The following is a 25,685-nucleotide window of genomic DNA, read 5'->3' as shown; positions in this document are numbered from 1 at the left end:
GCATTCAGGCGAACCCGGCGGACGCCTCTGCGGGCGCCGCGGTCGGGCACTCGGGTGTAATCAGCTGGCAACAGCCACGCTGGGTGCGGTCGCGAAGCTCTGGCAGAAGGCGTCGACGCTGGAGACCCAGCCGAAGAACGTTTCGATGTTGTACAGCGCCGCCTGCTGGGCGAATTCCGGCCCGGCCTGGTGGGTGGCATCGGCCAGCACCACACCGAAATATTCCAGGTGGAAGCCGTCGCGCAGGGTCGATTCCACGCACACGTTGGTGGCGATCCCGGTGAACACCAGGTTGCGGATGCCACGGGCACGCAGGGTGCTGTCCAGCTGTGAATTGAAGAAACCGCTGTAGCGCGGCTTGGGCACCAGGATGTCGCCGGGCTGCGGCGCCAGTTCATCTACCAGCGCGTAATCCCAACCGCCCTTGGCCAGCAGCGTGCCGGCCAGTTCCGGGCGCTTGCGCATGGTCTTCAGCGCGTTGGACTTGTGCCAGTTGGGCGAGCCCGGCCCGCCCGCCTCGACGTACCCGTTGTCCCAGCCGTTCTGCAGAAAGATCACCTGTATGCCGGCGGCGCGGGCTGCGCCTAGTGCCTGGCGGATCTTCGCGATCACCGGCTGGGTCGCCGACACATCGAAACCTGCAAGGTCGAGATAGCCGCCGCGGCTGGCGTAAGCGTTCTGCATATCCACCACGATCAGCGCGGTTTCGCTCGCCTTCATCGCCAGCGGCTCGGGCCGCGCCGGCAGTTGCACAGGTTCGTCCGTTGCGCTCAGGCCGTAGCCGGAGATCTGTTCGACGGCGTTCATCAGGCCGATTCCTTTAGCGCGGTGACGTGCCGGCGGCTCTGCATCAGCGGCTGGATCTTCTGGCCGAAGGCTTCGACGCCCTCGAGGAAATCGTCGAAGGTCAGCATCACGCCCTGCATGCCGGGCACCGTGGCGATCTCATCGAGCATCCTCGCTACATTGGCGTAGGAACCCACCAGCGTGCCCATGTTGATGTTCACTGCCGAAGTCGGGTCGGCCATCTGCCGGATGTTGCTGTCGGCGCCCTTGTCGGCGGCACCCTGCTCGCCAAGCCAGGCGATGGCTTCCTCATCCGCGCCGGCCTTGTAGTGCTCCCACTTGGCGCGGGCGGCTTCGTCGGTTTCGTCGGCGATCACCATGAACAGCACACAGGAGGTGACGTGGCGGCCAGTCTTCTCAGTGGCCTTGAGCAGCCGCTCGGTGGCCGGGGCGAAGGCGGTGGGGGTGTTCACGCCCTTGCCGAAGCAGAAGTTGTAATCGGCGTACTGCGCCGAGAAGGCCATGCCGGCGTCCGAGGAGCCAGCGCAGATGATCTTCATGTCCGCCTGGGGTTTCGGGCTGACGCGGCAGTCCTCCATCTGGAAGTGCTCGCCCTTGAAGTCGCTACGCCCGGTGGCCCAGAGGTCGCGCAGCACCTGGGCGTACTCTCCGAGATACTGGTAGCGCGTGCCGAAGAATTCGTCGCCCGGCCACATGCCCATCTGGCTGTATTCCGGCTTCTGCCAGCCGGTGACGAGATTCACGCCAAAGCGCCCGCCGGAGATCGAGTCGATGGTCGAGGCCATGCGCGCGACGATGGCCGGCGGCAGAGTGAGCGTTGCGGCAGTCGCGAACAGCTGGATCTTGCTGGTGACCGCGGCCAGGCCCGCCATCAGCGTGAAGGATTCCAGGTTGTGCTCCCAGAACTCGGTCTTACCACCGAAGCCGCGCAGCTTGATCATCGACAGCGCGAAGTCGAATCCGTAGCCCTCGGCCTTCTGCACGATGGCTTTGTTCAGTTCGAAGGTCGGCATGTACTGCGGCGCATTCTCGGAGATGAGCCAGCCGTTGTTGCCGATCGGAATGAAAACACCAACATCCATGGGTAGCACCTCTGTACGCAATGACTAGAAAGCGCTGCCCGAACGTGACGGGCAGGGTCGCAAGTGCATTAGCAGGATGCAGGCCAGAATCTGATTTTGCTTTTGAATCAAGGAGATGAGTTATTTAGGTGGTGTAATGTGGACCATTTGGTCTGAATCGGAGCACCTGGTTTGTGCGCGGCGCACGAAGATCGTGCAGCAGTCGCTTGCTGCCTTCGTCGCTCGTGCGCCGCACGCTCGCCGCGCTACAGTAGCGCCTCGTTCGAACCCATCCGGTAATCCCGTGACAGATCAGCCTCCCGTTCCGCCCCGCAAGCGCCTCACTGCCAGCAAGACCCCTCGGCTCAAGGGCGCGACCCGCGTACCAAGCGCCAGCGCCCAGGACCGCCGCCTGCGCATGATCGAAAGCAAGCGCACCAGCATCCTCCACGCCGCGCTTGAGCTGTTCTCTCGCTTCGGCCTGCACGGCACCAGCCTCGATCAGGTGGCGACCCAGGCAGACGTCTCCAAGACCAACCTGCTGTACTACTTCGGCAACAAGGAAGAGCTGTACACCAACGTCCTGCGGCAGCTGCTGGAGGTCTGGTTACAGCCACTGCAAGCATTCAGCGTTGAGCAGGACCCAGTCGAGGCGATCAGCGAATACCTGCGGGTCAAGCTCGAACTCTCCCGCGACCATCCCGCCGAATCGCGGCTGTTCTGCATGGAGATCATGCAGGGCGCGCCGCTGCTGCTGGGTGAGCTGCAGCAGCCGTTGCACGATCTGGTCGAGAACAAGGTCGCGGTGATCCAGGCCTGGATCGACGCCGGCAAGCTCGCGCCCATCGCGCCGCATCACCTGATCTTTTCGCTGTGGGCGACCACCCAGCACTACGCCGACTTCCGCGTGCAGGTCGAGGCCGTGGCCGGCAAGACGCTGGATGATCCGGCGTTCTTCGAGGAGACGCTCAGGAGTCTGCAGGCGCTGATCCTGGACGGCGTCAGGCCGCGCTGAGCAGCCGCAGCGCCTACCTGGCGCCTTGCGTGCACGGCCGATGGCGTCTGTACTGGCTTGCTAGCGGCGCCGGCCGGGTTGGTCGGCGCGCCAGTGGAGCGACCCGATGAATCCAAGATTTCTGCCCGGCCGAAACATGGCAATGAAGGTGCCCACCCACGAGTACACGAGCGCCGTCGCCTTCTACCGTGAAACCCTGGGGCTGAGGGAGCTGACACCGACCGACGCGGATGGCGAACAGACGCCGCGCTTCGAGTTCGGCGACAAGGTGCTCTGGCTCGATCGCGTGGCGGGCATCAGCCAGGCAGAGATCTGGCTGGAGGTGGTGACGGACGATCTGGACGCTGCATCGGCCCTTCTGCAACAGCGCCATTGCGCCCGTCGAGATGAAATCGAACCCCTGCCTGACGGCTTCCGCGCGTTCTGGATCTCCAGCCCGGCCAACATCATCCACCTGATTTCCGAGCAGAAACTGTCCTGAACGCGCGTCCGGCTGCGCAGCGTTACGCCGCCTGCCTTTGCCGATAGCCCTGCGCAACCTGCACCAGCACCACCAGCGTCACGATGGGCAGCAGCCCGATGTTCACCGCCGCCCAGCCCGCCTGGGCGATCAGCGCGCCGGAGGCGAACGACATGGCTGCGGCGACGCTGCCGTTGCTCAGCTCCATCAGGCCCTGTGCCCGCGCGCGTTCGCTCGCGGTGTGGCCCTGGCCCAGCTGGGTGGTGCCGGCGACGAGCATGAGGTTCCAGCCGATGCCGAGCAGGCAGCTGCTGAGCAGGAAGTGCCAGTGGCTGACGCCGAGCAGGGCGACCACTGCGCTGTCGATCAGCAGTCCTCCGCCAAGGCAGGCGACCAGCCGGCAGCCGAAGCGGTCCACCAGCGGCCCGGCGACGAACGCCGGGAGGAACATGCCGAGCATGTGCCACTGGATGACTTGGCCGCTGGCGTGCAGATCCAGACCTTCGCCATGCATCGCCAGGGGCGTGGCGTTCATCACCAGGATCATCAGGCCATGGCCGGCAGCGGTGGTCAGCACCGCGGCGCGAACGGTCGGCCGTGCGAGCAGCGCCTGCCAGCTGACCGCCGCCGCATCGGCGCGGGTCGCCGGCTTTCCCGAGGTCGCCGGCAGCCCGGCCAAGACCATGAACCCCAGTGCCGCCAGGCTGGCGATCAGCAGATAGGTGCCAGCGAAGGGCACGTCAGCGAGATCGCGCGCCATGTGGCCGAGCGTGGGCGCGATCAGCGCCGCCAGCACGCCGCCGCCGATCACGCAGGCCGTGGCGCGCCCCTTGAAGGCATCGCTCACCGCTTCCAGCGCGGCGAAGCGGTAATACATCGCCGAGGCCTGGTAGGCGCCGATGGGCAGAGCGCCGACACAGAGCAGGGTGAAGCTGTCGAGCCAGAGCGACAGCGCGCTGATCAGCCCGCCCAGCACGCCGGCCAACGCACCGATGAGAAAGCCTGCGCGGCGACCGCGGCGTTGCATCAGGCCCGCCAGTGGTTGCAGGGCGAGCAGGCCGCCGAGCATCAGCAGGGCCAGCGGCAGGGTGGCGAGACCGGCCGCTGGTGCCAGGCGCAGGCCGACGATGGCGGTGAAGATGATCCCGGTCATCGAACAGGACCAGAACAGCGCCTGGGCGATGAACAGGCGCAGGACCTGGGGATTGCTGAGCAACAGGTGCATATGGGCGGCTCCTTTAGGGTGGCGAGCGGGCACAGCGCTGCCTGGCCAGATGCCGAGCGGGCTGGGAACGGTGATTGAGGTCGGTTGCGTCAGCCGAAACGCTGGTAGAAGTCCCGCGGGCTGACCGACAGGTGCTTCTGGAAGCTGCGCCGGAGATTTTCCGGATGGCCGAAGCCGGTCTGCCGCGCCACCGTCGCGATCGAGGCCTGGGCGTCGAGCAGCAGATTGCGCGCGGCTTCCAGGCGCACCCGTTCGATGTACTGGCCCGGGCCCATGCCGGTTTCCTGGCTGAACAGGCGGCACAGGGTGCGTGGGGTCATATGCGCCTGGGCAGCCAGCGCCTCGATGGACAGGTCGTCGCCCAGATTCCCTGGAATCCATTCCAGCAGCGCGGCGAGGCGCGCCACGTTGCCGCTCGGCGCCGCCAGCATCGGGCTGAACTGGGTCTGCCCCCCGGGCCGGCGCAGGAACATCACCAGCCGCTGGGCGACTGCCAGCGCCAGTGCGCGGCCGAGATCGGCTTCCACCAGGGCCAGCGCCAGGTCGACGCCGGCGGTGACGCCCGCGGAGCTGAACAGATGCGACGCCTGCGGATCGGTCGGGTCGTAGGTGTGCAACCGGTCGCCCTGCACCTCGATGGTCGGGTACTCGCCCAGCGCCGCGAGGTCCGCCCAGTGCGTGGTCGCCTTGCGCCCGTCGAACAGCCCGGCCTCGGCCAGGATCAGCGCGCCGGAACAGACCGAGCCGAGGCGTCGCACCCTGGGTTCGGCGTCCCGCAGCCAGGCAAGCAGCGGTTGGTCGCGCCTCTGCGCATCCACGCCGACCCCACCGGGGATCAGCAGGGTATCCAGCGTGGCGGGAGCGCATTCGGCCCAGCTGGCATCCGCCACCAGCTTCAGCCCGGCCGAGGTGACGACCGGGCCGGCCGTGGTGCCCAGCAGCACCAGCTCGTAATGACGAGGCAGACCCTGGCGCTGTCGCTCGACGTTGGCCGAGGCGAACACCTGCATCGGGCCGGTGACGTCCAGGCTCATCACATCCGGGTAGATCAGACAGGCGACGGTGCGGGTGGCGTCCATGGTGCAGCTCTCGGGGTGGATGGCTGCAGTCTGCTGCCGAGATGCCGCTGTCGCAATGACAAGGTTCCCACGAATCTTGCCAGCATCGGGCCATGCGAACCTGCGGTCATGCGCGATCAGCACCGCGAAAGCCGACTTTGTGGATGGCGGCCTGCGCTTCTTCAGACGCCGCTACGCTTAATCCGCAAGCGATACTGCCCCGGCGTCATGCCGACCACGGTCTTGAAGTCGTGGATGAAGTGCGCCTGGTCGCTGTAGCCGCAGGCCAGGGCGGTGTCCAGCAGTGCCTCGCCGGCGCGCAGTTCCCGGCGCCAGGGCCACGCGCTGGATGCGGCTGAACTGTTTGGGCGTCAGCCCCACCTGATGGCGGAACAGGCGTTCCAGCTGGCGCTGGCCGAGCGGTACGCTCTGCAGCAGATCGGCCAGCCGCGCCCGGCCTTCGCTGGCCGCGATCCGGTTGAGCAGCTGCTGCACCGGGTTGCGCCGTGCCTGGATCTCTTCGAGCCGGCGGAGCAGTTCGCGTTCGACCACCGCCTGCTGCGCGTCCCGCCCCAGCTCGGCCAGCCGATCGACCAGTTGCGCCAGGCCCAGCCGGGGCCAGTCGGCCTCCTGAAACCCGTGAAGCTCATCGAGGCCGATGCCGAATACCGCAGCGCCCATGCCGGGGCGAAAACGCACCCCCATCAGCCTGACCTGCCCGGCCAGCTGCAGGCGGGTGCTGGCCAGCTGCGGGCCCGCGATCAGCGCCCGCGGCCCGCGTGGCGTGCCATCGAAACTCAGCGGATCGGCGAAGTTGAAGATCACGCCGCTGCCGCCGTCCGGGTGCAGCATCTGCTCGTCGTAAGCCTGCGAGCCGTCGCCTTCCATCCACCAGAAACGCTGCACGTACGCCGCCAGCGCCGGACTTGGCGGGCGTGTGATGAAACCCTGCAGGCAGGGCAGGCGGGCGTGGAGGGACTCGGTCATGACGGGCCGTTTGGCAGATGTCGAAAATCTACAATAGCGCAGCATGGCGGCTGCGTAGCCTTGGTTGCACATTCAAACCGAGGAGTGACCACCATGCGCATGAACTACCAGGCCGCCGCCCCCGACGTAATGACCGCGATGATCGGGCTGGAAACCTACCTGGCGCGGCAGAGCCGCCGCGAGGATGGCGTCGACAAGCCGCTGATGGAGCTGGTCAAGATCCGCGTCTCGCAGATCAACGGGTGCGCCTATTGCCTCGACATGCACACCAAGGACGCCCGCGCCCTGGGCGAAACCGAGCAGCGCATCTATGCCCTGAGTGCCTGGCGCGAAACGCCGTTCTTTACCGACCGCGAGCGTGCCGCGCTGGCCTGGGCCGAGGCCAACACCCTGCTGCCGCAGGGCGTGTCGCGGCAGCTGTTCGAGGAGGTGCGCGAGTACTTTTCCGAAGCTCAGCTCGCCAACTTGACCCTGGCCATCGCCACCATCAACGCCTGGAACCGCTTCGGCGTCTCCTTCGCACCGGTGCCGGGCAGTTACCAGCCGGACTGATGCATGACGTGCCGCCTGGTCTGCTGGCCGGGCGGCTCCGGTTCAGGGCTGCAGTTCCTGGTTGCCCATGGCACAGAAGCTCTGGGCCTGCCGCGCCGCCGGCAGCGCGCGCAGCTGGGTCATGCACTGCGCCTGGCTGGGCGTACGCACCACCCTGAGCTCGGCGTTGTCGTTCATGCCAATCAGGTACGGCTTGTTGTAGCGCGGGCCGTCGTGCCAGCTGCTGAAGCGCTGCTCGCTGTAGCCGCATTGGTAGCGGATATGGCCGGAGAATCCCTTGAAGCGGTCGCGGCGGAAGATGTGCCGGTACAGGAGCCAGTCACGCTTGCTCTGCCCGTCGCGCACGGCGTCGAGGCAGCCCTGCAGCTCGGTGATCTGCGGCTCATGAAGGAAAATGCTCTGCGCCAGGCTGGAGCCGTCCAGCTGCACCGTGGCCACCAGATAGACCTGTCGCTCGGCCGCCTGTGCCGATAGCGCCAGGGACAACCCCAGCGCCAACATCCCTGTTCTGCTCAATCCGCATGCTCCTGATGACCGCGATTTCTTCGAGGCGGCACCCTAGCCGAGGACGGTCCGAGGAAACAAGGTGATCTCGCTTCAAGCTCCGCCAGGATGGGCCGGCTGCCGAACTAGCGCGATGCCTTTTCGTACAGCTCCAGCGGCAGGCCGTCCGGATCGGCAAAGAAGGTAAAGCGGCGGCCCGTGTACTCGTCGACCCGGATCGGCTCCACGGCCATGCCATTCGCCTCCAGTTCAGCCTTGCAGGCGGCGACGTCGTCCACCGCGAACGCCAGATGCCGCAACCCCTGCGCTTCCGGCCGCGAAGGACGCGGCGGCGCATCGGGAAAGGAGAACAGCTCGATCTGCCCGCCGTCCGGCAACGCCAGGTCGAGCTTGTAGGACTGCCGTGATTCCCGGTAATGCTCGGCGATCACGCTGAGGCCCAGCACCTCGGTATAGAAGTGCTTAGAGACGGGGTAGTCAGAGCAGATGATCGCGGCATGGTGGATGGAGCGGAGCATGGGGCTGTCCAGTGGCAGTTGTTCGGTACAGACCGATAGGGCAGGGCAATGTTCTGGTTCGGGCGTCGCCGGACGAGGCCGATGAAGGCGATCATCGGGTTTGTTGCGCCTGATACTACAGGCGGTTCTATGATGCTGTGTTCATTCGGGCGCAGCTGCCGGGAGGAACCATGGAGCATGTTCGCCATATCAGTGTGTTTATCGCCCGAGCTTCGGACGATGTGTATGAGTTCGCCGCCGATCCGCGCAATCTTCCCTTGTGGGCGGCGGGGCTGGCGCGTTCCGAGGTCAGGCAGCAGGGCGGTGCCTGGATCGCGGATGCGCCGTTCGGCCAGGTGACGATCCGCTTCGCCGCTCGCAATGCGCTGGGCGTGCTGGACCACGAGGTGGAGCTGGCGTCGGGCCTGACCGTACACAACCCCATGCGGGTCATGCCGTATGGCGAGGGCAGTGAGTTCGTCTTCAGTCTGTTCCGCCAGCCGGGGATGACCGACGAGCAATTCGAGGCGGATGCGCTCGCGGTCGAAGCCGATCTGCAGCGGCTGAAGAGCCTGCTTGGCACAGCGACAGGCTGAGCTCAGGGTGCATGAGACCGGCCGGTGACCCTGGCCACCGGCCGGCTGTCCATCACTGCTCCCGCGTCACTCGCCACACCACGTTGGCCAGGTCATCGGCGACGATCAGCGCGCCGCGCGGGTCTACCGTCACGCCGACGGGGCGGCCGCGGGTCTTGCCGTCGTCGGTACGAAAGCCGGTGACGAAGTCGATCGGCTGGCCGGCGGGGCGGCCATTCTGGAAGGGGACGAAGATCACCTTGTAGCCGACCGGTTCCTTGCGGTTCCAGCTGCCGTGCTCGCCGATGAACACACCCTCGGCGAAGCGCTCGCCCATCACATCGGACGAAAAGTCCAGGCCCAGTGCGGCGACGTGCGAGCCCAGGGCGTAGTCCGGCGTGATGCTGGCGGCGACCTTGTCCGGGTCCTGCGGGCGCACGCGGTCATCGACGTTCTGGCCCCAGTAGGCGTAAGGCCAGCCGTAGAAGCCGCCTTCCTTGATCGACGTCAGATAATCCGGCACCAGGTCTTCGCCCAGTTCGTCGCGCTCGTTGACCACCGCCCAGAGCTGCCCCGAGCCTGGCTGGATCGCCAGCGCGGTCGGGTTGCGCAGGCCGGTGGCGTAGGGCTTGTAGGCGCCGGTGTCGGCGTTGATCTGCCAGACCATGGCGCGGTCGATCTCGGCTTCCATGCCGCGCTCGGTGATGTTGCTGTTGGAGCCGATGCCGACGTAGAGGTACTGACCATCGGAGCTGATGGTCAGCGCCTTGGTCCAGTGGTGATTGATCTCGGAGGGCAGTTCGGCCACCTGGGTCGGCGGGCCGCTGGCCTCGGTCTGACCGTCCTGATAGTCGAAGCGCACCAGCGCGTCCTGATTGGCAACGTAGAGGTTGCCGTCGTGGAACGCCAGCCCGTAGGGGGCGTTGAGATCCTCGGCGAACACCGTCTGCAGCTCGTACTCGCCGTCGCCATCGGCGTCGCGTAGCAGAGTGACACGGTCGCCGCTCTCCACCGAGGTGGTGCCGCGTGCCTTGATCACGTCGGCGATCACGTCCTTGGGCTTGAGCTTGGGTGCATTGCCGCCGCGGCCTTCGGCCACCAGGATGTCGCCGTTGGGCAGCACCAGCGTCTGGCGGGGGATCTTCAGATCGGTGGCAATTGCCGTCACGCTGAAACCGTCCGGCACGGTGGGTAGCTGATCGCCCCAGGGGGTTGGCTCGGCGATCTTCATGCTCGGCAGCAGCCCACGCTCCGGTTCGGGCAGCTTGGGATCGGGTCCGTAATGCTGGGCAGCGTTCTGCTCTTCACCGCCGCAGCCGCTGAGCAGGGCAGCCATGGCCAGGGTGGTCAATGCGCTCGAGTGCTTCATGCTTCACCTCCCGAGCGCAGGTTGCTCAGGCCGATCCAGCTGGCCGCGCAGGCCAGCAGGGTGACGATCACCGAGAGCACCAGCCCTTGGGGCATGGTCGCCCAGGCATCCTTGGCGTGTTCCAGTGCGTTGAAAAAGCCCAGCACCCAGGTGGCCAGCAGTAGCGCGAAATAGATCAGCGGTCGCCCCTGCTTGTGCCGTGCGCCGATCAGGTTAGCCAGCGCGAACAGCAGCGCCAGGCCACAGAACACCAGCCCGCCGGCGATCAGCCAGGCGGAGAAGTTGCTCCATTGGATCTCGTAGGTCTTGAAGTAGGCGATATCGCTCAGCATGGCCCCGAGAAACAGCGGGACCGAGCCGGCAAGCAGGGTCGCGTGCACGGGGTTCGGTACGTGGCGGGAGACGCTGTGGGTGGTCTGGGTGGTTTGCGTGCGGTGGGTGATAACGGTCACGGAGGGGCTCCTCATCGCTTGAGACCGGACCTGCGCGGCGCGCTGCCGGCCCGGATCGCTCTGACTGTGCTTAAAAGGGGATCGCGACGCTGCGTCGTTAGTTCACTGCCGACGGGCATTCAAGTGCGCGTGTAGGCGGCGGGGCATGGCGCGGCGTGGAGGCTGCGGCGCCGCGGAACGGCAAGGAGCGCAGGGATGCCCCCCGATTCGGTCGTTCGAGCTTCCGTGTGCTGCGGTGCTGGCGAGGAAATGAAATGTTGCAGCTTGCCTCGCGCCATCGCCCGCCTGGCTGCCGATTCGCCCCGCTGCGCCCTTCAGTCCGGCGCACCTCGGCCGCCCGCTTTTCGTGCCTGACGCACAAACCAAGTGCTCCGAAGCGGACCATTTGATCCGGTTTTTCTCTGGCGCGACGCCAAGTCCCTGATCCATAAGCGCTTCGATCCAGTGGCACGCTTTCTGCTCTCTCCTCCCCGTCGCCCGGCGTGCACGCGGGCGGCGGCGTCACGCATACAGAGAAGCGCCCGCGCCATCGGCGACGCGCTCGTTACCCGCCTTGCGTCAGAGGAGTGCGTCACCCATGACTCTGCAATACGTTCCCATCATCGACCTGGCGCCATATTTCGCCGGCACGCCGGAGGGCAAGCTGCAAGTTGCCCGCGCCGTGGACCAGGCCTGTCGCGACATCGGCTTTCTGGTCATCACCAACCATCAGATTCCTACCGAATTGGTCGAGCGGGTGTCGCGGCTGACACGGCAGTTCTTCGCCTTGCCGCTGGCCGAGAAGCGCAAGGTCGACCGGCCCAGCCCGGACATGGTGCGCGGCTACAGCGCGGTGGCCGAGGAGAGCCTGTCCTATTCGCTCGAAGAGGCGGCCCCGGGTGACCTGAAGGAGTCCTTTTCCATCGGCCCCAGCGGCGTGCCGGACGAGCCCTACTACCGCTGCGCCGCCGCCGGACCGCATTTCGCGCCGAACGTCTGGCCCAGCGGCATCGAGGGTTTCGAGCAGGCCTATCGCGAGTACTTCGCCGCCATGAGCACGCTGGCGCAGTCGCTGATGCGCATCTTCGCCCTGGCGCTGGACCTGCCGGAGACCTTCTTCGACGACAAGATCGACAAGCACATCAGCATGTTCCGCAGCCTCAGCTACCCGGACCTGAAGGGCGCGGTGGAGCCAGGGCAGATGCGCGCCGGTGCCCACACCGATTACGGCAGCCTGACCATCGTCAAGCCGGACAACGCTCTCGGCGGCCTGCAGGCGCGCAACCGCCAGGGCGAGTGGGTGGACGTGCCCTACGTGGAGGGCGGCTTCGCCGTGAACATCGGCGACCTGATGATGCAGTGGACCAATGACCAGTGGATTTCCACACTGCACCGGGTGGTCAACCCGCCGACCGACAGCCCCGCGGACAACGGCCGCCAGTCGCTGGTGTTCTTCCACCAACCCAACTACGACGCCTTGATCGAATGCCTGCCGGGCTGCTGCAGCGCGACCAATCCGCCACGTCATGCGCCGGTCACCTCCGGCGACAACCTGCTCTCCAAGTTCGTCAAGCAGACCACCTTCGGCAAAGGCCTGGAGGTCGCATGAGCACGCTGTCCTACGTCAACGTCTTCGCCCGGGACATCGAGGCGCTGAGCGGCTTCTACCGCGAGCTGTTCGGCTTCAGGAACATCCCCGAGATCGCCTCGCCGATCTTTCGCGGGCTGGATACCGGCAAGAGCTGTATCGGCTTCAACGCGCCGGAAGCCTACGAGCTGCTGCAGCTGGACGCATTCGCCGACGCCCGCGGCTGCAAGTTCCTGCTGAACATCGACGTCGATTCGAAAGACGAGGTCGAGCGGCTGGTGCCCATCGCCGTCGCCCTGGGCGCGCGGCTGATCAAGGCGCCCTACGAGACCTATTACCACTGGTATCAGGCGGTGCTGCTGGACCCGGAAGACAACGTGTTTCGCATCAACCACATGCTTTGACGTGCCAACCCTCAGGAAGACCCAAAATGCTCAAACAGATGAAACGGACCTTGTGTGCGGCGGTGGCTTTCGGCCTGGCGACCACTCTTGGCGTCGCCTCGGCGCAGGAAGGGCTGACCCTCGATAAACCGGCGAAGATCGCCATGCTCTACATCAGCCCGCGCAATGACGGTGGCTGGACCCAGGCCTTCGACGAGGCGCGGCAGAAGCTCGAAGCCGAGCTGGATACCAAGATCCAGTACGTCGAAAGCGTGCCGGAGAACGCTTCCTCGATCCGCCCGGCAGTGGACCGGCTGATCCAGCGCGGCGCCAACGTCATCATCGGCACCGCCTTCGGTTATTCCGACACCTTCAAGGAGCTGGCCGCCAAGTATCCCGACGTGGCCTTCCTCAACGGCTCGGGCACCACCAACAGCGCCAACCTCGAATCCTTCTACGGCCGCACCTACGAGAGCCAGTACCTGTGCGGCATGGCCGCCGGCGCGGCGTCGAAGACCGGCAAGCTCGGCTTCGTCGCGGCCAACCCCTTCGGTCAGGTGAACTGGACGGTCAACGCCTTCGCCCTCGGCGCCCAGGCAATCAACCCCGACGCCACCGTCACCGTGGTCTACACCGGCGCCTGGAACGATCCGGTCAAGGAGCGCGCCGCGGCGATGGCGCTGATCGATGCCGGCGCCGACGTGCTCGGCCAGCACGTCGACAGCCCGACGCCGCAGATCGTCGCCCAGGAGCGCGGCGTGCATGGCACCGGTCACCACCGCGACATGCGCGAATTTGCCCCGGACGCCACCGTCTGCTCGTCGGTCTGGGTGTGGGACAGGTTCCTCGCGCCGGAGCTGAAGAAGATCAGCGCCGGCAACTGGACGCCGCCGGAGAACGGCGCGCTGCTGTCCATGGCCGAAGGCGGTACCGATGCAGCCTGCTGTGGCCCGGCGGTCTCCGAAGCGGACAAGGCAAAGATCATGGCCGCCCGCGAAGCGCTGCTCAAAGGCGAGATGCAGATCTACGCCGGCCCGATGCTCGACCGTGACGGCACCGAGCGCATCGCCGCCGGTGAGGTGATGGCCGACCCTGCGCTGTGGCAGATGGACTGGTTCGTCAAGGGAGTGACCACCCAGCAATGAGCAACCTCAACGCGATCCAGCTTTCCGGGGTCAGCAAGTCGTTCGACGGCTTCATGGCCCTGTCCCAGGCGGACTTCACCGCCAGGTGGGGCGAGGTCCATGCGCTGCTCGGCGAGAACGGCGCGGGCAAGTCGTCGCTGATGAACATCGCCGCCGGCCTCTACGCACCGGAGAGCGGATCGCTGTTGATCAACGACAATGCGGTGCGGCTCAGCGGCCCGCGCGATGCCAGCCGCTACCACATCGGCATGGTTCATCAGCACTTCAAGCTGGTGAAGCCCTTCACCGTGGCCGAGAACATCCAGCTGGCGCTGCCCGAGGGGCCGGGCAACCACGCCTTCTCGGGCAGCCATCGCCAGCGCCTGGTGGCTTTGGAGCAGCGGATCAGCGACAAGGCGGCCGAACTGGGTTTCAGCATCGACCCGCGCAAGATCACCGAGTCGCTTTCGGTGGCCGAGCAGCAGCGGGTGGAGATTCTCAAGGTGCTGCTGGCCGGCGCGCGCATCCTGATCCTCGACGAGCCGACGGCGGTACTGACCGACGGGGAAGCCGAACGCCTGCTGGAAACGGTGCGCGCGTTCGCCCGCCAGGGCGCGGCGGTGATCCTGGTCACCCACAAGATGAGCGACGTGAAACGCTTCGCCGACCGCGTCACCGTGATGCGGGGCGGTCGCACCATTCAGACCCTCGACCCGCAGACGGTATCGGTCCCCGAGCTGGTGCGCCTCACCGTGGGCGAGTCGGCGCCGGCCAGCGAGTACCAGCCGGCGATACCGGGCGAGGTGCGGTTGCAGGTGCGTGACCTCAGGTCGACTGGCGCGGGCGGCCAGGGCGTGCTCAACGGCGTGAACCTGAGTCTGCGCGCCGGCGAGATCTACGGCATCGCCGGCGTCGGCGGCAACGGCCAGAGCGAACTGGCCAACGTGCTGATGGGGCTGCCCGAGCCCTGCGATGGCACGCTGGAGTTGACCGGCTTCGGCGATCTGCGCCGGGCCAGCGCCGAGCAACGCCGCGAGCTGGGCATCGCCGCAATCCCGGCGGATCGCTACGGCGCCGCGCTGGCGGGGGAGCTTTCGGTGGCCGAGAACTTCGGTGTCGGCCAGGTCCACAGCGGCCGCTACGGTTCCATCTTCCGATTGCGCCGCAAGCGTCTGGAGGCGGAGGCTGCCGAGGCAGTCGCGGGTTTCGATGTGCAGGGCGTGCGCTCGCTGAAACAGAAGGCCGCGCTGCTTTCCGGCGGTAACGCGCAGAAGCTGGTGATCGCCCGGGAGTTCTCCCGCGACCCGCAGCTGGTGTTGGTGCACAGCCCCAGCCGCGGCCTCGACGTGCGCGCCACCGCTGCCGTGCATGCCCGCCTGCGCGCCGCCCGCGAGGCCGGCGCAGCGGTGCTGGTGATCAGCGAAGACCTCGATGAGGTGCTGGCCCTGGCCGATCGCATCGGCGTGATGAGCGGCGGACGCATCGTCGCCGAATTCGACCGGCCAGCGGATCGCCAGGCCATCGGCAGCGCCATGGTCAGTCACGACGAACCGGGCCACGCAGAACCAGTAGCTGAAGGGGCAAGCCATGAATGAACAGGTACGCCCGGTGATGCTCGAGCAGGTCTCGCAGGCCGCGAAACAGCCCAAGCCACCGCTTTTGTCGCGACGCTACGCTCTGGAGATCCGCCAGCAACTGGCCTGGTATTGGCAGGCTGTGATCATCGGCCTCGCGCTGTTGCTGGGGCTGGGCATTTCCGCCGCGATCCTCGTCGCCGCTGGCGTACCGGCCGGCGAGCTGCTCAATGAGTTCGTCGTTCTCACGGTATTCGATGCGCAGAGCCTGAAGGCCGTGCTGTTCCAGGCCTCGCCGATGATCCTTGTCGGCCTGGCCGGCTGCATGGCGTTTCGCGCCAAGTTCTGGAACCTGGGCCTCGAGGGGCAGATGATCTGGGGCGCCATCGGTGCCACGGCGATCTCGCTGTTCGAGGTCGGCCCGCCGGCGCTGCGCCTGCCGCTGATGCTCGCCGCGGCAATTGGCTGTGGCCTGGCCTGGGCGCTGGCGCCGGTGGTGCTCAAGCTGCGGCTTAAGGTCAACGAGATCATCTCGACGTTGATGCTCAACTACCTGGCGATCAATTTCCTGCTGCACCTGCTGTACGGCAGCTGGAAAGACCCGAGGAGCTCGTTCCCCTATTCGCCGCAGTTCCAGCCGTTCGAACGCTTGCCCGAACTGTTCGATGGCATCAGCGCGGCGGTGCCACTGGCGGTGGTCGTCGCGCTGCTGGCGCTGTGGTTTCTCGGCATCTCCCGCGCCGGGCTGTACCTGCGCTTTGTCGATGCCAACCCGCGGGTGGCCGGCGCGGTGGGCGTGCCGGTGCAGAAGATGATCATCGCCACGGTGCTGATTTCCGGCGCCATGGCCGGGATCGCCGGCTTCCTCGTCACCGCGGGGCAGGAGGGGCGGCTGACCCAGTCGTTCTATCAGGGCTACGGCTTCTCCGGCATCCTCATCGCCTTTCTTGCCCGCAACAACCCGGTGGCGGCACTGGTGGTGGCGCTGCTGATGGCGATGCTGTTCGTTGCCGGACGCAGCCTGCAGGTGTTCTACCAGATCCCCTTTTCCATGGTGCAGCTGATCCAGGCGATCCTGGTGATCTGCGTCGCCTCCTCGGATTTCTTTATCCGCCACCGCATCCGCCGCGTTCAGGGAGGCGAAAGCTGATGGACATGATCGCCAACTGGCTCGGCAACACGCCGGACTTCGCCGTGCCTTTCGCCCTCGCGGCGCTGGGCTTGATCCTCACCGAACGTGCTGGCGTGCTGGCCCTCGGTGCCGAGGGCCTGATGCTGGTCGGTGCGCTGGCCGCCATCGGCGCGCAGCTGGCCTACGGCAGTCACGGCGTTTCGCTGCTGCTGGCGATGGGGGCGGCGGCCGTGGTGTCGCTGCTGTTCGCGCTGATGGTGCTGGTGCTGCGCATCAATCAGGTCATCGCCGGCCTGGCGCTGGTGTTCTTCTGCCAGGGGCTGACCGGCTTGCTCGGCACGTTGCTGGACTGGACCAACAAGCCGGTCAAGGGGCTGGCTGCCGTCGAGCTCTGGCCACTGTCCGAGCTGCCACTGCTGGGCAAGCTCTTCGTGCAGAACCCGCTGGTGTTCATGACGCCGCTGATCGTGCTCGCCGTGGTCTGGTTTCTCACCCGCACCACCACGGGCCTGCGCCTGCGCGCGGTGGGGGAGAACCCGCAGGCGGCGGATGCCGCGGGCATTTCCGTGCTCGGGTACCGGCTGGCAGCGATCCTCGCCGGTGCCGCGCTGATCGGTCTGGCCGGCGGCTACATCTCGCTGCTCAGCACCAAGCTGTGGATCGCCGACATGACCGGCGGCCGCGGCTGGATCGCCGTGGCGCTGGTGATCTTCGCCCGCTGGTCACCCTGGAAGGCGCTGGCCGGAGCCCTGCTGTTCGGCTGCATCGAGGCGCTGATCCCGCAGCTGGCCGCCGCTGGCGTGCGCCTGCCGCAGTACTTCGTGCTGATGACGCCCTACGCGGTGACCCTGGCGGTGATGATCTGGGTTGCCAGCGGCAAGTACGCCACCGGCAACCAGCCGGGCGCGCTGGGCATTCCCTTTATCCGCGAGGAGCGCCGCTGAAAGCCATACGGCTTACTGCGCCTGGTTCTGGCTCTGGTCGCTGGAACGGCAGGTGATCTCCGCGTAGGGCTGGTCGGGCGAATAGTCGCCTGGCACGCGCTCGGTACGCTGGGTATTTGGCGCAACGGTGAACACCGGCGAGGCCGAGGTATCCGAGCGCGCTTCGGCCGGAACGTGGAATTCGCAGGAAATCTGGCCGCCGGTACGGTTCATCACCTTCACCGCGCGTACGCCGAGCAGTTCGCCCTCAACGCCCTCGGACTTGGCTGGCACACCCATTGGGCTGATCTCGACGTCCAGGCCGTTGAGGTGGGTGATGATCTCTGGCTGCGGCGTCTGCGCCAGCGCTGCCGGCACGCAAATCGCCAGGCCGCAGGCGAGTAGTAGCTGCTTGCTCATGGAAACCTCCATTAATCGGTCCCCTTTAGAAGAGCGCATCCGCCCTCGGTTCGATCTTTGCGCCAAGGAATGATTGCAAATGATTTTCTAGCGTCAAAAAACCGTTTGGCACGATATGTGATAGCTCATTGCCATGACTTTCCTTGCCGTGCCATTAGCGTCGTGTTGAACTGTATCCGTCGCCAATGTTACGTGCGCTCCTCCGAGGGTGGCTGAAGTGACTAGGTATCTGCTTCTGGCGTTGCTGGCATTTGCAGGTGGTGCAGCGGCAACGGCTGATGTGGCGCTCGATCTCAACGCGGCCGAACGCGAATGGATGGCTGCCAATCGTTCGGTCAGCATCTGTGTCGACCCCGACTGGCTGCCGTTCGAAATGCTCAATGCGCGCGGCGAGCACGAGGGAATCGCGGCCGATCTGCTGCGGCTCGTTGCGCATCGGTCAGGCCTGCAACTGGATATCGTGCCGACCAGTGACTGGGGCCAGTCGGTCGCCTTTTCCCAGGCTGGTCGATGCCAGCTGCTCAGCTTTCTCAACCAGACGCCCGTGCGTGATGCCTGGCTGATCTTCACCCAGCCACTGTTCACCGACGCCAACGTGGTGATCGCACGGGAAGACCACCCGTACGTGGCCGATCTGTCCGCCCTGGAAAACGCAACGGTGGCGCTGCCGTCCGGCACGTTCATCGAGGAAAGCGTGCGGCGCGACTTCCCCCGGTTGCACGTCATCAGCACCGAGACGGATGCCCAGGCACTGGCGCTGGTGAACGAGCGCAAGGCCGGCCTGACGGTGCGCTCGCTGACCGTGGCCGCCTACACCATTCGCCGCGAAGGCTGGTTCAACCTGAAGATCGCCGGGCAAGTGGCCAGCCTCGACAACCAGTTTCGGATCGGCGTGCTGAAGAGCGAGCCGGTGCTGCGCGATATCCTGAACAAGGCGATTGCCACCATCACACCGGTAGAGCTGCATCAGATCGCCAACCGCCATGCGCCCATCCTCGTCGAGTCCGGCACCGACTACCGGTTGCTCATGCAGGTGGTGGTGGTTTTCTCGGCGATGCTGCTGACGAGTCTGTTCTGGATCAGGCGCTTGCGCCGGCTCAACGATCAGCTGCGCATCAAGTCGCAGACCGACTCGCTTACCGGGCTGGCCAACCGCGCGGCGCTGGATCGGCGCTTCGCCACGGCGCTGGAGCAGGCGCGGCGCTATCGCCGACCGTTGTCGATCGTCATGCTGGATATCGATCACTTCAAGCGCATCAATGACGACTTCGGCCACCAGATGGGTGACCGCGTGCTTCGGGACTTCGCCGCGCTGCTGGACGACTGCCTGCGCGGCAGCGATGCGGTGGGGCGCTGGGGCGGTGAGGAGTTTCTGATTCTCTGCCCGGAAACCAGCGGCCCGCAGGCGGTGCAGTTCGCCGAACGTCTGTGTGAGCAGGCGCGGGCATTTCCCTTCGCCACCGGCGTCAATCAGACCCTCAGCGCCGGTGTCGCCGAGCTGAGCCCGAGCGACACGCCGGACAGCCTGCTGCGCCGCGCCGACGCCGCGCTGTACCGGGCCAAGCATGAAGGCCGCGACCGTGTCTGCTGGCTGGCGGCCGACGCGCAGCCGAGCTGAAGCGCGCTAGTGCTTGGCGGGCTTGCGCAAGCGCACGTAGAGGTCCTTGCCGCCGGTGGCGCTACTGCCGCGGGACTCCAGGTCGAAGCGCTTGGGCTGGCCGGCGATCAGGTCGCTGAGCTTCCTGCAGCCGTACAGGCGAGGATCGAAGGCCGGGCGCAGCTTGCTGATGTTCTGCCCGAGCGTGCCGAGCTGGATCCAGTCGTCCTCCTCGGTCAGGTCGTCGAGAATCTTGGCGATGAAGTCCACCGGCACCTGCTGGCACTTGATCGCCTCGCCCTTGTCGCTGGTGCGTGCCGGCCTGGCTGCGCCTTCCTCGACCTGCGCGGCGGCTGCGGCGAGTTTCTCCGGCGTCGGCGGCTCGACGCTGGCCTTGGCCGCGTCGGCGCGCAGGATCTCGGTATAGATGAACTTGTCGCACGCCGAGACGAACGGCGAGGGCGTCTTCTGTTCGCCGAAGCCATACACCGTCAGGCCTTCCTCGCGGATGCGTGCGGCAAGGCGGGTGAAGTCGCTGTCACTGGAGACCAGGCAGAAGCCGTCGAAGCGCCGGGTGTAGAGCAGGTCCATGGCGTCGATGATCAGCGAACTGTCGGTGGCGTTCTTGCCGGAGGTGTAGGCGAACTGCTGGATCGGCTGGATCGAGTGATCGAGCAGCACCTTCTTCCAGCTGCCGAGGTTGGGTTTGGTCCAGTCGCCATAGATGCGCTTGACGCTGGCGACGCCGTACTTGGCAATCTCCTCGAACAGGCCTTCGACGATGGCCGCCGGCGCGTTGTCGGCGTCGATCAGAACCGCGAGGTGTTTCTGCTTGTTCGCACTGCTGGGCTTGCTGGCCATGGTTCATCCCTGGGCTGATGATCACCCGACCATAACGCCGACCGCCATGCCGTGGCCATAGCGACCTGCCGCGCGGATGCCGAGCGTCGCCTGCTCGGTTAGCATGCGCGCTTTGCATTCTCGGGCTCGGGCATGGAACGACGGGGTACGCTGAAAAGCTGGAACGACGACAAGGGCTTCGGCTTCATTCGTCCGGAGCAGGGCGGCGAAGAGCTGTTCGTGCATATTTCGGCAGTGCATGGTGAGCGCCGGCCGCTGGTGGGCGACCGGGTGCTCTTCGTGGCGGGGCGCGATGCGCAGGGCCGTCTGCGAGCCGAGCATGTGCGGCTGGATACCCCGCTGACGCTGGATCAGCCGGCGATTCGTCAGCGGCCGGCCCGCTCGCACTCGACTGGCAAGCGCGAGTCGGGGCGGGGCAGGCCTGCGCGGCGGCTGGTTGCGGGCAATGTCCAGCAGCTCCCGCTCAAGCTGGCGCTGTTCGCCCTGCTCTGTCTGCTACCGCTGCTGGGCAGCCTGCATCGGTTGGGCTCGGCGTTGCCGCTGGCGCTCTATGCCGTTGCCAGCCTGCTGACCTTCTTTCTCTACTGGCGCGACAAGCACAGCGCGTTGAAGGACCGCTGGCGCACGCCGGAAACCACGCTGCATCTCTTCGAGCTGGCAGGTGGCTGGCCGGGTGCGTTGCTGGCGCAGCAGGTTTTTCGTCACAAGACGCGCAAGCTCGGCTACCAGCTGCTGTTCTGGCTGATCGTGGTGCTGCACCAGGCGTTCTGGATCGACCTGCTGTTCATCGGCAGCGGCTTCACCCGCGAGCGCCTGGACTGGCTGCTGCAGCTGCTCTGAAACGCAAAAGCCCGGCGAATGCCTGGCTTTCGGGCGAGCATCGCGGCTCAGACCTTCTTGACGAACTCGGACTTCAGCTTCATCGCGCCGATGCCGTCGATCTTGCAATCGATGTCGTGATCGCCGTCGACCAGGCGGATGTTCTTCACCTTGGTCCCGACCTTGACCACCAGCGACGAGCCCTTGACCTTGAGGTCCTTGATCACCGTGACGGTGTCGCCGTCCTGCAGGGTATTGCCCACCGCGTCCTTGATCACCTTGTCTTGATCGCCCGTGGCGGCAGCGCTGTCGCTGGCGGACCACTCATGGGCGCATTCGGGACAGACCAGCATCTGGCCGTCTTCATAGGTGTATTCGGAGTTGCATTTGGGGCAGGGGGGCAGCGCGCTCACGGCAGGTCCTTGAATGGAATGTGCGGAAAGCCGTGCATTGTATAAGGTTTTGTTACAAAACGGGCGACGTGGCCACCAGGCCGGCCAGGACCACGTCGATTCCGGGATGCAGCTTATTACTGCACGGCAGCGAGGCGCTCGTTACCGGCACGCAGCTCGCTGTAGCGGTGTTCCAGCTCACGACGGATCTCGCGGCGCTGGTAGGCCTGGGCGAAGCGGCGCTGCTGCTCGGGTGTCTTTGGATTCAGCGGCGGCACCGGCACCGGTTTGCCGTCCTCGCCGAGGGCGACCATGGTGAAGAAGCAGCTGTTGGTGTGACGCACCGTCTTCGAGCGGATGTCTTCGGTCACCACCTTGATGCCGATTTCCATCGAGGTGGTGCCGGTGTAGTTGACCGAGGCGAGGAAGGTGACCAGCTCGCCGACATGCACCGGCTGGCGGAACACCACCTGGTCCACCGAGAGGGTGACGACGTACTGCCCGGCATAGCGGCTGGCGCAGGCATAGGCAACTTCGTCGAGATACTTGAGCAGCGTGCCGCCATGTACGTTGCCGGAGAAATTGGCTTTGTCCGGCGTCATCAGCACGGTCATGGTCAGCTCTGCATGTCCATCTAGCATGGGGGTTACGGCTCCTAGGTGGTGAAGGGTTGCTACTTTAGTCGAATACCTCCCGTCTGTCTGGCCTATCTGGCGAAACGCTTCATCGATTTTTTCTATCGTCAATGCGGCAAAGGCGCGCACACGTCGGTTTTGGCGGAAATACGATCAGCTAAGGCGTGAATGGCCTGTTATTTCGTGGGGTAATCGCTCGAGTGTGATCTGGATCACGAAAGGCGGGAGATGCGTCGCTCTCGGGCACTTTTGTTGACCTGTGCCGGGTTTCCCCGGGCACAGGCTTCCTATAGTCGGGCGCCTAAAAAAAACACCCACCGGCTACTTCAGTAACGGATGCCTCCCATGCGTAAGCTCGTTCTCGCTCTGCTTGCCTGCTTCGTTCCGCTCGCCCATGCCAGCGATGAGGTCATCGAACGGTTCAACTACGTCATGGCCGACGAGCAGCGGCGCGAGCAGGCCACCCTGGCCGGCCAGGAGCGCGCGGTGTTCTGTGCCTATTGCCATGGCGAGAACGGCAACAGCAAGCGCAAGCACATTCCCAATCTGGCCGGGCAGAACCCGCAATACCTGTTTCATTCGTTCGAGAAGTTCGCCAGCGGCGAGCGCGTCGATTTCGTCATGTCCAAGCTGGCGCAGAACCTGAGCATGGAGGAGCGGGTGAACATCGCGGTGTTCTTCAGCCAGCAGAAGGTCAACCCACCCGAGGGTGGAGCCGCCCCGGCATTGCGCAAGGCCGGCGAGAAGATCTTCCAGACCACCTGCACCGGTTGCCACGGGGCTCATGCCGAAGGCATGGAGACCATGCCGCGTCTGGCCGGGCAGCCCGACGAGTACATCCGCAAGGCGCTGACGCGCTTCCGCGAGAACGACCCGAGCCGGGCCGGCTCGGTGATGATCGGCGTCGCCAGCCATCTGTCCGCAGCGGATGTCGAGGCGCTGGCCGCCTACCTGTCGCAGCTGAAGCTGACGGCTGCCGAGGAAACGGCCAACATCGACCGCCTGCGCAAGACCACCGCCGCCGCTCAGTAACGCTGGATCTGCGCCGGCGTGCGGCGCATCAGCACCTCACCGTTGCGCACCGAGAGCAGGGCATGGCCCTGAGTGCGCAGCATCTCGTAGTCGTCCGCTGCCGACAGCACCAGCAGGTTCGCCGGACGCCCCACTTCCAGTCCGTAGCGCTCGCCCAGGTTCAGGGTGCGTGCGCTGTTGTCGGTGATCAGGTCCAGGCCTCGCTGCAGGTCCTCGTAGCCGAGCATGTGGCAGATGTGCAGCCCAGCTTCGAGGATGCGCAGGATGTTGCCGTTGCCCAGCGGGTACCAGGGGTCGACGATGGAATCCTGGCCGAAGCAGACGTTCATCCCGGCGCGGTCGATCTCGGCCACGCGGGTCAGGCCCCGGCGCTTGGGGTAGGTGTCGAAGCGGCCCTGCAGGTGGATGCTCTCGGTCGGGCAGGAGACGAAGTTGATCTGCGACAGCTTCAGCAGGCGGAACAGCTTGGAGCAGTAGGCGTTGTCGTAGGAGCCCATCGCCGTGGTGTGGCTGGCGGTGACCCGCTCGCCCATCTCGCGTACCCGTGCCTCTTCGGCGAGCACTTCGAGAAAGCGCGACTGCGGGTCGTCGGTTTCGTCGCAGTGCACGTCCACCAGGCAGCCGGTGCGCTCGGCCAGGTCCATGAGGAACTTGATCGAGCTGACGCCCTGGTCGCGGGTGTTCTCGAAGTGCGGAATGCCGCCGACCACATCGGCGCCCATGGCGATCGCCTCGGTCATCAGCTCGCGACCGCCCTTGAACGACTCGATGCCCTCCTGCGGGAAGGCGACGATCTGCAGGTCGATCAGGTGGCGGGTTTCCTCGCGCACCTCGAGCATGGATTTGAGCGCCGACAGCGTCGGGTCGGTGACGTCGACGTGGGTGCGCACGTGCTGGATGCCGTGGTCGACCAGCATGTCGATGGTTTTCTTCGCCCGCGCCTTGGTGTCTTCGTGGGTCACCAGCGCCTTGCGCTCGCCCCAGCGTTCGATGCCTTCGAACAGCGTGCCGCTCATGTTCCAGGCCGGCTGGCCAGCGGTAAGGGTGGCGTCCAGGTGGATGTGCGGTTCGATGAAGGGCGGCACCACCAGGTTGCTGGCGGCGTCGATATCGCCCTCGTTGGCTTCGGCCGGCGCCTGCTGCGCGCTGATGGCGGCGATGCGCGCGCCGTCCAGTTCGATGCGGTACAGGCCGCTGCGGCCGCGTAGGCGGGCGTTGAGGATGTTCATGGTGGCTCCTTGATCAGCGTGCGTCGGTTTGCGTCAGCACCGTGCGCGACAGGGCCAGGCGCTGACCCTCGTACAGCACAATATAGGCTGCGGCGGCCACCAGTATGCCGACGATGGGCGCCACCCAGGGCGAGAAATAGGCGCAGGCGGCGCCCAGCACATAGGCCGCCAGGCCCAGGCTGTTGTATTTGGGAAGGCGCGCCTCGGCCAGTTTCGGGTACTGCCCGCGATGGCGGTAGAAGTAGTCGGCCATGATTACGCCGCCGATGGGCGGGATGATCGAGCCGAGCAGGATCAGGAAGGGGATCAGCAGTTCGTACATGCCGCCCAGCGCCAGCAGCGTGCCGACGAAGGCACCGCCGAGCGTCACCAGCCGGCGGCGTTCGGTGCGAAGCAGGTTGCAGCCGGCAGCGGCGAAGTTGTAGATGGTGTTGTCCTGGGTGGTCCAGAGGTTGAGGAAGAGCATCACCACTGCGGCCATCGACAGGCCCTGCAGCACCAGCACTTCGACGATATCTGGCTGCTGGTAGACGATGGCCCCGTAGGCGCCGGCGACGATCATCAAGCCGTTGCCGATGAAGAAACCGATCAAACTGGCCCATACCGCGACCTTGCTGCTGCGGGCGAAGCGCGTCCAGTTGGTGGCCTGGGTCGCGCCGCTGACGAAGGTGCCGAAGATCAGGGTGATGGCCATGCCGAGGGTCAGGCTGTCGCCCGGCTGCACGGCGAGCAGCCCGTCCACTCCGCCAATGTCACGGGTTGCGGTCCACAGCGAGGCAATCAACAGGATCAGCATCGCCGGTACCGCGATGCGCGAGAGTAGGTCGAGGCCCTTGTAGCCGACGAAGGCGGTCAGGCAGAAGCCGAACCCAAACAGCACCATCAACGGCATCGTCCAGCTTTCTGGCAACTCCAGCAGGCGCACCAGAACAATGGCGATGGTCGCCGTGCCCCAGGCATACCAGCCGATCTGGGTGAAGCCGAGCAGGAAGTCGGACAGCCGGCTGCCGACTTCGCCGAAGCAGAAGCGCCCCATCAGCACCGAGTTCAGTCCGCTGCGGCAGGCGATCAGCCCGAGCGCGGCGGCATAGGCCCCGAGCAGCAGGTTGCCGATCACTGCTGCCCAGAGCATGGTCTTGAAGTCGAAGGCCAGGCCGATCTTGCCGCCGGCGAACATGGTGGCGGTGAAGAAGGTGAAGCCGAACAGCAGGATGGAGGTGGACCACAGCCCCTTGCGCGCGCCGGCGGGCACTTCGCTCAGGGGGTAGTCGGTATCGACGGGCTGTTTCATGGTGGTTGCTCCGCAAGCGCCGGTTGAATGCGCTGGGAGTGCAGATGCCATGCCATAGCTGACCGATCGGCCAAGCGGGGCTGTCGCGTCGGATGACGGCGGCGAATGTCTCATCGCGGTGCAGCGGCCTGTCGCCTCGCACCG

The 25,685-nt window shown here is 65.9% G+C and carries 28 protein-coding genes and 1 pseudogene; 13 read left to right on the top strand and 16 right to left on the bottom strand.

The features are described from left to right. Nucleotides 1-60: 60 nt before the first annotated feature. Together rutB and rutA are read right to left on the bottom strand one after the other, a co-directional pair. A complete protein-coding gene (gene rutB / locus PSTAB_RS17700; RefSeq protein ID WP_013984041.1) occupies nucleotides 61-807 on the bottom strand; it encodes a pyrimidine utilization protein B in 747 nt (248 codons plus the stop codon). After that, nucleotides 807-1,889 carry a pyrimidine utilization protein A gene (gene rutA, locus PSTAB_RS17695; RefSeq protein ID WP_013984040.1) on the bottom strand — a complete coding sequence of 361 codons (1,083 nt, stop codon included), beginning with the start codon at nucleotides 1,887-1,889 and terminating at the stop codon, nucleotides 807-809. The genes rutB and rutA overlap by 1 nt, the downstream gene beginning before the upstream one ends. Before the next feature lie 283 nt (nucleotides 1,890-2,172). On the opposite strand from rutA, the gene rutR reads away from it, so the two are divergent. Both rutR and PSTAB_RS17685 read left to right on the top strand, forming a co-directional pair. Next, nucleotides 2,173-2,883, top strand: a complete 711-nt coding sequence (gene rutR / locus PSTAB_RS17690) for an HTH-type transcriptional regulator RutR (protein WP_041771857.1) — start codon at nucleotides 2,173-2,175, stop codon at nucleotides 2,881-2,883. 106 nt (nucleotides 2,884-2,989) lie between these two features. Further along, nucleotides 2,990-3,364, top strand: a complete 375-nt coding sequence (locus PSTAB_RS17685; protein ID WP_013984038.1) for a VOC family protein — start codon at nucleotides 2,990-2,992, stop codon at nucleotides 3,362-3,364. A 22-nt stretch (nucleotides 3,365-3,386) separates the two neighbouring features. Here PSTAB_RS17685 and PSTAB_RS17680 read toward each other — a convergent pair whose 3' ends face one another. The 4 genes and pseudogenes from PSTAB_RS17680 to PSTAB_RS22120 all read right to left on the bottom strand — a co-directional run. Next, nucleotides 3,387-4,568, bottom strand: coding sequence for an MFS transporter (locus tag PSTAB_RS17680; protein ID WP_013984037.1), 1,182 nt, complete (start codon nucleotides 4,566-4,568; stop codon nucleotides 3,387-3,389). Between the two features lie 89 nt (nucleotides 4,569-4,657). Next, nucleotides 4,658-5,647: a GlxA family transcriptional regulator gene (locus tag PSTAB_RS17675; RefSeq protein ID WP_013984036.1), complete on the bottom strand. Its 990-nt coding sequence runs from the start codon at nucleotides 5,645-5,647 to the stop codon at nucleotides 4,658-4,660. A 161-nt stretch (nucleotides 5,648-5,808) separates the two neighbouring features. After that, nucleotides 5,809-5,916 carry a helix-turn-helix domain-containing protein gene (locus PSTAB_RS21985; protein ID WP_232244025.1) on the bottom strand — a complete coding sequence of 36 codons (108 nt, stop codon included), beginning with the start codon at nucleotides 5,914-5,916 and terminating at the stop codon, nucleotides 5,809-5,811. Between the two features lie 406 nt (nucleotides 5,917-6,322). Continuing rightward, nucleotides 6,323-6,514 (bottom strand): annotated as a pseudogene (locus PSTAB_RS22120) (AraC family transcriptional regulator); the annotation flags it as partial. Between the two features lie 192 nt (nucleotides 6,515-6,706). Between PSTAB_RS22120 and PSTAB_RS17665 the strand changes: the two are divergent. After that, nucleotides 6,707-7,165 carry a carboxymuconolactone decarboxylase family protein gene (locus PSTAB_RS17665; protein ID WP_013984034.1) on the top strand — a complete coding sequence of 153 codons (459 nt, stop codon included), beginning with the start codon at nucleotides 6,707-6,709 and terminating at the stop codon, nucleotides 7,163-7,165. A gap of 42 nt (nucleotides 7,166-7,207) precedes the next feature. Here the strand turns inward: PSTAB_RS17665 and PSTAB_RS17660 are convergent, their stop codons facing one another. Beyond that, nucleotides 7,208-7,666 carry a hypothetical protein gene (locus tag PSTAB_RS17660; protein ID WP_013984033.1) on the bottom strand — a complete coding sequence of 153 codons (459 nt, stop codon included), beginning with the start codon at nucleotides 7,664-7,666 and terminating at the stop codon, nucleotides 7,208-7,210. A 128-nt stretch (nucleotides 7,667-7,794) separates the two neighbouring features. After that, nucleotides 7,795-8,187: an SMU1112c/YaeR family gloxylase I-like metalloprotein gene (gene gloA2, locus PSTAB_RS17655; protein ID WP_013984032.1), complete on the bottom strand. Its 393-nt coding sequence runs from the start codon at nucleotides 8,185-8,187 to the stop codon at nucleotides 7,795-7,797. A gap of 170 nt (nucleotides 8,188-8,357) precedes the next feature. Here gloA2 and PSTAB_RS17650 point away from each other — a divergent pair, with 170 nt between their 5' ends. Next, nucleotides 8,358-8,762 carry an SRPBCC family protein gene (locus PSTAB_RS17650; protein ID WP_011914610.1) on the top strand — a complete coding sequence of 135 codons (405 nt, stop codon included), beginning with the start codon at nucleotides 8,358-8,360 and terminating at the stop codon, nucleotides 8,760-8,762. A gap of 52 nt (nucleotides 8,763-8,814) precedes the next feature. Here PSTAB_RS17650 and PSTAB_RS17645 read toward each other — a convergent pair whose 3' ends face one another. Together PSTAB_RS17645 and PSTAB_RS17640 are read right to left on the bottom strand one after the other, a co-directional pair. Then, the gene (locus tag PSTAB_RS17645) at nucleotides 8,815-10,110 is read right to left on the bottom strand and encodes a PQQ-dependent sugar dehydrogenase (protein WP_013984031.1); all 1,296 of its coding nucleotides are present in this window, start codon (nucleotides 10,108-10,110) and stop codon (nucleotides 8,815-8,817) included. After that, nucleotides 10,107-10,577: a DUF2231 domain-containing protein gene (locus PSTAB_RS17640; protein ID WP_011914608.1), complete on the bottom strand. Its 471-nt coding sequence runs from the start codon at nucleotides 10,575-10,577 to the stop codon at nucleotides 10,107-10,109. Before PSTAB_RS17640 ends, PSTAB_RS17645 begins: the two co-directional genes overlap by 4 nt. A 562-nt stretch (nucleotides 10,578-11,139) precedes the next feature. Between PSTAB_RS17640 and PSTAB_RS17635 the strand changes: the two genes are divergently transcribed. The 6 genes from PSTAB_RS17635 to PSTAB_RS17610 are packed head-to-tail and all read left to right on the top strand — an operon-like array spanning nucleotide 11,140 to nucleotide 17,286. Then, on the top strand, nucleotides 11,140-12,150 hold the full coding sequence (locus PSTAB_RS17635; RefSeq protein ID WP_013984029.1) for an isopenicillin N synthase family dioxygenase: 1,011 nt from the start codon (nucleotides 11,140-11,142) through the stop codon (nucleotides 12,148-12,150). Next, a complete protein-coding gene (locus PSTAB_RS17630; protein WP_013984028.1) occupies nucleotides 12,147-12,533 on the top strand; it encodes a VOC family protein in 387 nt (128 codons plus the stop codon). Before PSTAB_RS17635 ends, PSTAB_RS17630 begins: the two co-directional genes overlap by 4 nt. Nucleotides 12,534-12,559: 26 nt before the next feature. Beyond that, entirely contained in the window at nucleotides 12,560-13,657 is a 1,098-nt protein-coding gene (locus PSTAB_RS17625; RefSeq protein WP_013984027.1) for a BMP family ABC transporter substrate-binding protein, read from the top strand. Then, entirely contained in the window at nucleotides 13,654-15,231 is a 1,578-nt protein-coding gene (locus tag PSTAB_RS17620; protein WP_013984026.1) for an ABC transporter ATP-binding protein, read from the top strand. The genes PSTAB_RS17625 and PSTAB_RS17620 overlap by 4 nt, the downstream gene beginning before the upstream one ends. Further along, on the top strand, nucleotides 15,224-16,360 hold the full coding sequence (locus tag PSTAB_RS17615; protein ID WP_013984025.1) for an ABC transporter permease: 1,137 nt from the start codon (nucleotides 15,224-15,226) through the stop codon (nucleotides 16,358-16,360). The genes PSTAB_RS17620 and PSTAB_RS17615 overlap by 8 nt, the downstream gene beginning before the upstream one ends. Further along, nucleotides 16,360-17,286, top strand: coding sequence for an ABC transporter permease (locus PSTAB_RS17610; RefSeq protein WP_013984024.1), 927 nt, complete (start codon nucleotides 16,360-16,362; stop codon nucleotides 17,284-17,286). Before PSTAB_RS17615 ends, PSTAB_RS17610 begins: the two co-directional genes overlap by 1 nt. 12 nt (nucleotides 17,287-17,298) lie before the next feature. On the opposite strand, the gene PSTAB_RS17605 is transcribed toward PSTAB_RS17610, so the two are convergent. Next, nucleotides 17,299-17,685 (bottom strand): hypothetical protein, encoded by a 387-nt coding sequence (locus PSTAB_RS17605; protein ID WP_013984023.1) that lies wholly within the window; start codon nucleotides 17,683-17,685, stop codon nucleotides 17,299-17,301. 217 nt (nucleotides 17,686-17,902) lie between these two features. Here PSTAB_RS17605 and PSTAB_RS17600 point away from each other — a divergent pair, with 217 nt between their 5' ends. Beyond that, nucleotides 17,903-19,303 (top strand): diguanylate cyclase, encoded by a 1,401-nt coding sequence (locus PSTAB_RS17600; protein ID WP_013984022.1) that lies wholly within the window; start codon nucleotides 17,903-17,905, stop codon nucleotides 19,301-19,303. A 6-nt stretch (nucleotides 19,304-19,309) separates the two neighbouring features. On the opposite strand, the gene PSTAB_RS17595 is transcribed toward PSTAB_RS17600, so the two are convergent. Then, nucleotides 19,310-20,143: an NYN domain-containing protein gene (locus PSTAB_RS17595; protein ID WP_013984021.1), complete on the bottom strand. Its 834-nt coding sequence runs from the start codon at nucleotides 20,141-20,143 to the stop codon at nucleotides 19,310-19,312. A gap of 132 nt (nucleotides 20,144-20,275) precedes the next feature. Here PSTAB_RS17595 and PSTAB_RS17590 point away from each other — a divergent pair, with 132 nt between their 5' ends. Continuing rightward, nucleotides 20,276-20,983 (top strand): DUF1294 domain-containing protein, encoded by a 708-nt coding sequence (locus PSTAB_RS17590; protein ID WP_013984020.1) that lies wholly within the window; start codon nucleotides 20,276-20,278, stop codon nucleotides 20,981-20,983. Nucleotides 20,984-21,030: 47 nt separating this feature from the next. On the opposite strand, the gene PSTAB_RS17585 is transcribed toward PSTAB_RS17590, so the two are convergent. After that, nucleotides 21,031-21,375 (bottom strand): zinc ribbon domain-containing protein YjdM, encoded by a 345-nt coding sequence (locus PSTAB_RS17585; protein ID WP_011914597.1) that lies wholly within the window; start codon nucleotides 21,373-21,375, stop codon nucleotides 21,031-21,033. A gap of 116 nt (nucleotides 21,376-21,491) precedes the next feature. Further along, nucleotides 21,492-21,995: an acyl-CoA thioesterase gene (locus tag PSTAB_RS17580; protein WP_013984019.1), complete on the bottom strand. Its 504-nt coding sequence runs from the start codon at nucleotides 21,993-21,995 to the stop codon at nucleotides 21,492-21,494. Nucleotides 21,996-22,334: 339 nt separating this feature from the next. Between PSTAB_RS17580 and PSTAB_RS17575 the strand changes: the two genes are divergently transcribed. After that, entirely contained in the window at nucleotides 22,335-23,021 is a 687-nt protein-coding gene (locus PSTAB_RS17575; RefSeq protein WP_013984018.1) for a c-type cytochrome, read from the top strand. On the opposite strand, the gene codA is transcribed toward PSTAB_RS17575, so the two are convergent. Both codA and codB read right to left on the bottom strand, forming a co-directional pair. Then, on the bottom strand, nucleotides 23,015-24,250 hold the full coding sequence (gene codA / locus PSTAB_RS17570) for a cytosine deaminase (protein ID WP_013984017.1): 1,236 nt from the start codon (nucleotides 24,248-24,250) through the stop codon (nucleotides 23,015-23,017). The genes PSTAB_RS17575 and codA overlap by 7 nt on opposite strands. Before the next feature lie 13 nt (nucleotides 24,251-24,263). Next, on the bottom strand, nucleotides 24,264-25,541 hold the full coding sequence (codB, locus tag PSTAB_RS17565) for a cytosine permease (protein ID WP_013984016.1): 1,278 nt from the start codon (nucleotides 25,539-25,541) through the stop codon (nucleotides 24,264-24,266). Nucleotides 25,542-25,685: the final 144 nt, after the last annotated feature.

The organism is Stutzerimonas stutzeri (assembly GCF_000219605.1).
In the GTDB taxonomy this organism is placed as follows: domain Bacteria; phylum Pseudomonadota; class Gammaproteobacteria; order Pseudomonadales; family Pseudomonadaceae; genus Stutzerimonas; species Stutzerimonas stutzeri.
Note: the sequence above shows the minus strand (reverse complement) of the source record. Positions and strands in the feature narration are given on the sequence as shown.